The sequence below is a fragment of the Rhodococcus sp. EPR-134 genome, assembly GCF_001647205.1.
Classification (GTDB): domain Bacteria; phylum Actinomycetota; class Actinomycetes; order Mycobacteriales; family Mycobacteriaceae; genus Rhodococcus_F; species Rhodococcus_F qingshengii.
Window position 1 is genome coordinate 1 of the sequence record NZ_LVCT01000403.1, and the last position, 8431, is coordinate 8431.

Sequence of the window (8431 nt, forward strand, 5' to 3'; positions counted from 1 at the left end):
GATCGATGTTCAGCGTTCCGGCGTCACCGGCCAGGTTCCAGACCGGGCTCTGCGGGGTCTGCGATACGTCCACCGCGAGCGAAAGCCGATTGCCCTCGCGCGCGGTGAGCGTGACGGTGGTTGTCTGATCGAGCAGGATTTCGCTGCTGACTTGCTGCCGAACCACCCAACGTGCGCCGACACCGACCGGAGCGTCGGGGAGTGCGACGGTCCGGTAGACCGCTTGGCCCAGCGCTTGTTCGATTGCAGCGCGGGCAGCATTGGCCGAGTTGGCGGAGGGCTTCAACCGTAGGGCGGTGATGGCGCCCGAATCCGTGACCGACAATCCGGCTGCAGACCCGTCGGCCCCGCTCAGCGCAGCCTGCAGCGTTGCATCGGGCGAGGTCATCGACGACAGCGTGAGGTCAACGACTGCGGTGGGATCGTCAGCGGTCACGTTTGCCGAGAGCGGGATCGTGATCTCCGGCGAAGAGAAATCCTGCGCCGGTTGTTGATCGATCTGCTGACTCACGACGGCCTGGGTGACGAGCGTCGCCGTCTGCGTGGTGCCGACAGGCAAGTTCGTACGCAAAACCTCGCGCGGCTCGCTTCCCGCCTCGAGAACTTCGACCGTCGCGGCGGTCACCGGAACAGTCACCTCACTCGGCGAGGAGGTCGGGGTGTTCGGAGGTTGATCCGAGTCGCCGCAAGCGGTGAGAACGGTGGTGAGAGCGAGGGCAGCGAGGGCGAACGGAACGCGTCGGCCGGTCGTGGACAGCAGTGGCACGCGCTCCAGGCTAGCCGCAGTTGCAGAGTGCGTGACCCGGTGCGGTGAACATGAGGGATGATGGTTGCGTGAGTACAGACCACCCAGACCGAGATGTCAACGCGGAGGATCAGCCGATTACCGAAATCTCGAAGGCCGACGAGCCCGAAACCGTGAAACCGGAAGCCGTGAAATCGGAAGCCGTGAAATCGGAAGACGGTGACCTGGCGGTTGCGCCGGTCGAAAAGCCCCGCCGGCTGACCATGCTCATTGCCATCGCCGCTGTCATCCTGCTCTCGGACATTCTCACGAAGGTGTGGGCAGTCGCCGCGGTCAAACCGGGGCAGCCGATCGAAATCATCGGTGACGTGGTCACATTCACGATGGTGCGCAATCCGGGGGCAGCGTTCTCGATGGCGACGTCGATGACGTGGATCCTCACTCTCGTCGCAATCGGTGTGGTCATCGGTGTGATCAAGATCGGTCGCACGCTCCGATCACCGTGGTGGGCGCTCGGTCTCGGCCTCGTTCTCGGCGGCGCGCTGGGTAACCTCGTCGACCGATTCTTCCGCTCTCCCGGAATCATGCGCGGACATGTGGTGGATTTCGTCTCCGTCGGCTGGTGGCCGGTGTTCAACATCGCGGATTCCGCGATCGTCTGTGGCGCGATTCTGCTCGTCGTCCTGACACTGTTCGGCTTCGAACCCAACGGTGAACGCCTGCGTGATCACAAGGCGGACGACAAGAAGCTCACCGAATCGAAGGCTGCAGCCGAGGGAGAAACCAAGTGAGGGAATCCCGTTCGATGCCAGTGCCCGACGGTCTCGATGCCATGCGCGTCGATGCCGGCCTCGCGCGCCTTCTCGGACTCTCGCGCACCGTGGTCGCGACACTCGCGGAAGAAGGCTCGGTACTCGTCGACGGTGTGGCCGTCGGCAAGTCCGATCGTCTGACCGCAGGGTCGTGGCTCGAGGTAGTCCTGCCCGAACCGCCGCGGCCCCTGACCATCGAAGCGACACCGGTCGAGGGAATGGAGATCCTCTACGCCGACGACGACGTCGTGGCAGTCGACAAGCCCGTCGGAGTTGCCGCGCACGCCAGCGTCGGGTGGACGGGACCGACCGTCATCGGCGGACTTGCCGCGGCCGGTTTCCGCATCTCGACGTCCGGTGCCCACGAGCGTCAGGGCATCGTCCACCGTCTGGACGTCGGAACGTCGGGTGTCATGGTGGTTGCCACATCCGAGCGCGCGTACACGTTGCTCAAGCGCGCTTTCAAGCAGCGGACCATCGACAAGCGCTACCACGCTCTCGTGCAGGGACATCCCGACCCGAGCAGCGGAACGATCGACGCGCCCATCGGACGCCATCACGGGAACGACTGGCGATTCACGGTCACGGCCGACGGCAAGCCCAGCGTCACGCACTACGACACCATCGAGGCGTTCCAGGCAGCGAGTCTGCTGGACGTGCACCTCGAAACCGGTCGCACACACCAGATCCGTGTCCACTTTTCGGCGTTGCGCCATCCGTGCTGCGGCGACCTGACTTACGGCGCGGACCCTCGACTTGCCGAAAGGCTCGGCCTCGAGCGCCAGTGGTTGCACGCCGTGTCTCTTGGATTCGCACATCCGGCGGACGGTCGCTGGGTCGAGATCAAGAGCAAGTACCCGAAGGATCTCGAACACGCACTCGAAGTTCTCCGGTCCTCATGACACCGCGCGGGCTTACCCCCGCGCCGGCCGTCGTCGCGGTGGTGGTCGGTGTGGCGGCGGTGGTGGGCGTGGGGTTCGCGAATCCCGTGCCGACCCCGCCGATCCGGACGGACACTCTGGGTCCGGACAGCGGGGAAGCTGTCCCGGACTACCTCGACCGAGCGCGAGATTCTGTTGCGTCGGTCGACGGGCCGGCGTGGGCGTTGGTCTCGTTCACGAAGGCACTCACCGTCGGCGAGGTCATCACGTCGACCAGCAGTGTTCAGGTGCCGGGCGCTGAGGTCTCGGGCGTTCGCGTGTCCAGGGTCATGTTCCGAGTTCCGATCGAACGCGTCCAGACGCCGCTCATGTCGGTGCCCGTGCCCGACAACGACGAAGCAGTGCGCAGATCGCCCGGGGTTGCAGCCACGCGACTGGTCTCGCTCGGCGGCGACACCGATCGTCAGCAACAGGTGGCGCTCGCGTCGGCGAAGCGATTGTCCGCCGGGTGCGCCTGCGCGGTGGGCGTGCTGGTGCGAGCTACTCCCGAAGGACTCGAAGCGATCGAACATGACTCGAACGTCCGTGCAGTGGAAGCGTTGCCGTCCGACGCCTCGCCGTGGCTGGCAGCCGTCCGCCCCTTGCTGCCGGAGTACGTGGACGTCGTTGCTCCCGGCCCCGACGACGGCCCGGTCCCGTGAACTCCGGTTCTGTGAACAAGGACGAACGCGCTAGGTCCGGTTCGTCCTCGGGGATCCTCTACGGTGTGGCGGCGTTCCTGTTGTGGGGAACGTTCCCGGCATTCTTCGGACTACTCGACTTCGCCGATCCGGTCGAGATCCTGGCGCACCGGGTGGTGTGGACCCTTCTGTTGATGCTGATCGTGTTGGCCTTTGCCGGCCGCCTCGGATCGCTTCGCGGAATCAGCGCACGCACCTGGCTGCTGGTGACCGCGGCGTCAGCGGCGATCGCCGTGAACTGGGGGACGTACATCTATGCCGTGGTGTCAGGCCGCGTCGTGGAGGCGGCTCTCGGGTACTTCATCAACCCGCTGGTCACCGTTCTGCTCGGCGTCGTGATCTTCCGCGAACGACTGCGTCCCGCCCAGATCGCCGCGCTCGTTCTCGCTGCCACGGCAGTTGTGGTGATCACGGTCGACTTCGGGAAACCTCCGATCGTCGCTTTGCTGCTCGCCGGCTCGTTTGCCACCTATGGGTTGGTCAAGAAGGTGGTTCCGCTCGATCCTCGAACCAGTTTGACTGCCGAGGGAGTCGTTGCCGCACCGTTCGCGGTCGGCTACCTCGTGTTTCTCGGCCTGACCGGGGCCGGTGCATTCATCAGCAGCGGTACCGGGCACAGCCTGTTGCTGCTTGCCGCCGGCCCGGTCACCGCGCTGCCGCTGCTCCTGTTCGGCGTCGCCGCTCAGAGAGTTCCGTTGGCGACGATGGGCATGCTGCAGTACCTCACCCCGGCGCTCCAGATGGCGTGGGGTGTGGCCGTCATGCACGAGGACATGCCGGCGTCACGGTGGATCGGCTTCGTTCTGATCTGGGCTGCACTGGTGATCTTCACGACAGACACCTTCGTCGCCAGTCGACGTTCGCGGCGTTCGGTGAGGTCGAGCGCCGAACCCGAGGTTCCGGTCACGTGACCGGAGGCGGCGCACGGCGACTCCGCTACGTCGGTCGCCGGTCGTGTCGGCAGCGCGGCATACACTCGATCTCGCTCCCAGACCTTCAGAGAGGCGCACGTGGCTGACTCGTTCGTACATCTTCACAATCACACCGAGTACTCGATGCTCGACGGTGCGGCCAAGGTCGGCGCCATGTTCGAGGAGGCCGCTCGTCTCGAAATGACCGCAGTCGGCATGACCGACCACGGAAACATGTACGGCGCCAGCCAGTTCTACAACGAGGCAAAGAGCGCCGGCATCAAGCCGATCATCGGCATCGAGGCCTACATCGCACCCGAGTCTCGCTTCAACACCAAGCGAGTTCTGTGGGGCGATCGCAGCCAGAAGTCCGACGACGTCTCCGGTAGCGGTGCGTACACCCACATGACGATGGTGGCCGAGAACGCGACCGGACTCCGCAACCTCTTCAAGCTGTCGTCGCTCGCGTCCATCGAGGGCCAGCTCGGTAAATGGCCACGGATGGACGAGGAGCTCATCGCCGCGCACGCCGAGGGCATCATCGCCACCACGGGTTGCCCGTCCGGTGAGATCCAGACCCGCCTTCGTCTCGGTCACGATCGCGAGGCTCTCGAAGCTGCCGCGAAGTGGCAGGAGATCTGGGGCCCGGACAACTTCTTCCTCGAACTGATGGATCACGGTCTCTCGATCGAGCGCCGTGTGCGAGAGGGTCTGCTCGACATCGGCAAGCAACTCGGTATTCCGCCACTTGCCACCAACGACTGCCATTACGTCACCAAGGACGCCGCCGAGAATCACGAGGCGCTGCTCTGCATTCAGACCGGCAAGACGCTCTCCGACCCCACTCGCTTCAAGTTCGACGGCGACGGCTACTACCTCAAGTCCGCTGCCGAGATGCGCGCCATCTGGGACAACGAGGTACCGGGGGCATGCGACAACACCGTTGCAATTGGCGAGCGTGTGCAGTCGTACGAGGACGTGTGGGCGTTCCACGACCGCATGCCGATCTTCCCGGTCCCGGAGGGACACACGCAGCAGACCTTCCTGCGCGCCGAGGTGATGCGCGGACTCGATCGCCGATTCCCGAGCGGACCGCCGCAGGAGTATCTCGCCCGCGCCGACTACGAGATCGGCGTCATCAACGAAATGGGCTTCCCGGCCTACTTCCTCGTGGTCGGCGACCTGATCAACCACGCCAAGGACGTCGGGATCCGTGTCGGGCCCGGCCGTGGATCGGCTGCCGGTTCGTTGGTGGCCTACGCGATGGGTATCACCAACATCGACCCCATCCCGTACGGGTTGCTGTTCGAGCGATTCCTCAACCCCGAGCGTGTGTCCATGCCCGATATCGATATCGACTTCGATGATCGCCGTCGCGGCGAGATGGTTCGCTACGCGACGGACAAGTGGGGCAACGACAAGGTCGCCCAGGTCATCACCTTCGGCACCATCAAGACCAAGGCTGCCATCAAGGACTCGGCTCGCGTCCAGTTCGGCAAGCCGGGCTTCGCCATCGCCGATCAGATCACCAAGGCACTCCCGCCGCCCATCATGGCCAAGGACATCTCTGTCTCCGGTATCACCGATCCGAAGCACGAGCGGTACAAGGAGGCCGTCGAGGTTCGAGCACTCATCGACTCCAGCCCGGACGTCGCGAAGATCTACAAGACTGCGGTGGGTCTGGAGGGGCTGATCCGTAACGCCGGTGTGCACGCCTGCGCGGTCATCATGTCGTCCGAACCGCTCACCGACGCAATCCCGGTCTGGAAGCGCGCCCAGGACGGCGCAATCATCACCGGGTGGGACTACCCTTCGTGTGAAGCCATCGGCCTGCTCAAGATGGACTTCCTCGGTCTGCGAAACCTCACGGTCATCGGCGACACGCTCGAGAACATCAAAGCCAACCGCGGCATCGACCTCGACCTCGACACTTTGCCGATGGACGATGCGGCAACATACGAACTGCTCGCCCGCGGTGACACTCTCGGTGTGTTCCAGCTCGACGGCGGCGGTATGCGCGAGTTGCTGAAACTGATGCAGCCCACCGGATTCGGCGACATCGTCGCCGCCTTGGCGCTGTATCGACCGGGACCGATGGGTGTGGACGCCCACATCTCTTACGCCAAGCGCAAGAACGCCTTGGAAGACGTCAAGCCGATTCACCCCGAACTGGAGGAGCCGCTCGCGGAGATCCTCTCCGAGACCTACGGCCTGATCATCTACCAGGAGCAGATCATGCAACTGGCGCAGAAGGTGGCCGGGTACACCCTGGGTCAGGCCGACTTGCTGCGTCGCGCGATGGGTAAGAAGAAGCTGTCCGAGCTGGAAAAGGCCTACGCCGGCTTCCGGCAGGGCATGTTGGACAACAACTTCAGCGAAGCCGCCATCAAGGCGCTGTGGGACACGGTCCTTCCCTTCGCCGGCTACGCGTTCAACAAGTCGCACTCCGCCGGCTACGGACTCGTGTCGTACTGGACTGCGTACCTCAAGGCGAACTACCCGGCCGAGTACATGGCGGGTCTGCTGACCTCCGTCGGTGACGACAAGGACAAGTCCGCGATCTATCTCGCCGACTGCCGCAAGTTGGGCATCACCGTTCTCCCGCCGGACGTCAACGAGTCACGCGTCGACTTCGCGACCGTCGGCGACGACATCCGTTTCGGTATGGGGTCGGTACGCAACGTCGGCGCCAACGTCGTCGCCTCGATCATCAAGGCGCGCACCGAGAAGTCGAAGTTCACAGATTTCTCCGACTATCTCGGCAAGATCGACGCGATGGCTTGCAACAAGAAGGTCACCGAATCGCTCATCAAGGCCGGTGCTTTCGACTCGTTGGGTCATCCGCGCAAGGGCCTGATGTTGGTCCATGCCGACGCCATCGATTCCGTGATGAGCACCAAGAAGGCGGAGGCGATCGGACAGTTCGACCTCTTCGGCGGTGCCGAGGCGGACGAGTCGATCACCTCGGTGTTCGATGTCAAGATTCCTGACGAAGAGTGGGATTCCAAGCATCGCCTGGCGCTCGAACGAGAGATGCTGGGGCTGTATGTCTCCGGTCACCCGCTCAACGGCGTCGAGCACATTCTTCGCCAGCAGTCCGACACGTCCATCGCCGCGATTTTGGAAGGCGGCGTCCAGGACGGTGCCCAGGTAACTCTCGGCGGCATCATCGCCTCGGTGGACCGCCGGGTCAACAAGAACGGTCTGACCTGGTGCATCGTGCAGCTCGAAGATCTCGTGGGTGGAATCGAGGTGCTGTTCTTCCCGCAGGCGTACGCCGTGTACGGAATGGACATCGCCGAGGATGCCATCGTGTTGGTCAAGGCTCGCGTTTCGATCCGAGACGATCGGATGTCACTGATCGGCAACGACCTTGCGGTACCTGATATTTCGGCGATCGGGGTTGCGCGTCCGCTGTCGGTCTCGCTGCCGCTTCGGCAATGCACCAAGGACAAGCTCAGTGCTCTCAAGCAGGTGTTGACCAGGCATCCGGGGACGTCCGATGTCCATGTCCGACTGATCGGCGGAACCGAAATCAGCTTGTGGAAGGTCGACGACGTCCTTCGGGTCGAACCGTCCTCGGCACTGATGGGCGACCTGAAGGCATTGCTCGGACCGAGTTGCCTGACGGTCTGACCGCCGAGCGGACCTGAACCGAACGAAGGGACCTTGCTGCTGATGCAGCAAGGTCCCTTCGTTCGGTTCGCGGGAGTTCGGGGGAGTGCGGTGATCAGGTGGTGCGTGAGTAGTGCACGCGCCGTACCCACCACGTGACTACAGCGGCCGTTGCGGCAGTCAGTACGGCCACCTGCATCGACTGCGTGACGGCACCGGCGACGACGAACAGCACGAACCCGACCACGAGAGCTTCGATCTTGTACAGCGGCCACCGAGTTCCGGCCAGATCGACGCAATAGTCGGGGGAGGGGCGTGATTCGCGAGTGGAGATATCTGCGGTGGTCATCTCGTCCCTTTCCGATACGGCAGTTCGAAGCTGTGGTTTCAGAGTAGCCAGAGATGAGAGTTCGGGCAAGCGAACTTTATTGATCGGCAGCTCACTTAATCGATCAACCAGGGGAGTGCGCGGGCGACAGGCCTGGTCGGCGTGGTTCGGTGGCCAAGGTGCTCGAGTGGGTGTTCACTGGTACACATGCCAATCACAGGTGAGTACGAACCCAGTCCAGCGTCGTGGGCCGCCGATCAGGTCGCACGCATCGAGAACTCCGGTGGCACCGAGGGAAACGACATGAACGGCATGCCCGTCGTCGTTCTCACGACCATCGGCGCAAAGTCCGGCAAGGTCAGGAAGACGCCGCTGATGCGGGTCGAGCACGACGGTTCG

8 protein-coding genes are annotated in these 8431 nt (G+C 63.8%); 6 read left to right on the forward strand and 2 right to left on the reverse strand.

Features of this window, described 5'->3' with window-relative positions:
- A partial coding sequence (locus A2J01_RS18520; RefSeq protein WP_064113281.1) for a hypothetical protein occupies positions 1–766 on the reverse strand: 766 nt, incomplete at its 3' end.
- A 68-nt stretch (positions 767–834) separates the two neighbouring features.
- Between A2J01_RS18520 and lspA the strand changes: the two genes are divergently transcribed.
- From lspA to dnaE, 5 genes are all read left to right on the forward strand, one after another.
- Complete coding sequence (gene lspA, locus A2J01_RS18525; protein ID WP_064113282.1) at positions 835–1536, forward strand: signal peptidase II; 702 nt, start codon at positions 835–837, stop codon at positions 1534–1536.
- On the forward strand, positions 1533–2459 hold the full coding sequence (locus A2J01_RS18530; RefSeq protein ID WP_007733161.1) for an RluA family pseudouridine synthase: 927 nt from the start codon (positions 1533–1535) through the stop codon (positions 2457–2459). Before lspA ends, A2J01_RS18530 begins: the two co-directional genes overlap by 4 nt.
- A complete protein-coding gene (locus A2J01_RS18535) occupies positions 2456–3139 on the forward strand; it encodes a hypothetical protein (RefSeq protein ID WP_064113283.1) in 684 nt (227 codons plus the stop codon). Before A2J01_RS18530 ends, A2J01_RS18535 begins: the two co-directional genes overlap by 4 nt.
- Positions 3140–3150: 11 nt before the next feature.
- Positions 3151–4089 (forward strand): EamA family transporter RarD, encoded by a 939-nt coding sequence (rarD, locus tag A2J01_RS18540; RefSeq protein WP_064113284.1) that lies wholly within the window; start codon positions 3151–3153, stop codon positions 4087–4089.
- A 99-nt stretch (positions 4090–4188) separates the two neighbouring features.
- Positions 4189–7725: a DNA polymerase III subunit alpha gene (gene dnaE, locus A2J01_RS18545; protein WP_003941755.1), complete on the forward strand. Its 3537-nt coding sequence runs from the start codon at positions 4189–4191 to the stop codon at positions 7723–7725.
- 94 nt (positions 7726–7819) lie between these two features.
- Here the strand turns inward: dnaE and A2J01_RS18550 are convergent, their stop codons facing one another.
- The gene (locus tag A2J01_RS18550; protein WP_003941759.1) at positions 7820–8053 is read right to left on the reverse strand and encodes a hypothetical protein; all 234 of its coding nucleotides are present in this window, start codon (positions 8051–8053) and stop codon (positions 7820–7822) included.
- Positions 8054–8239: 186 nt separating this feature from the next.
- On the opposite strand from A2J01_RS18550, the gene A2J01_RS18555 reads away from it, so the two are divergent.
- Positions 8240–8431 (forward strand): nitroreductase/quinone reductase family protein (locus tag A2J01_RS18555; RefSeq protein WP_156519308.1); only part of this gene is annotated, 192 nt, incomplete at its 3' end.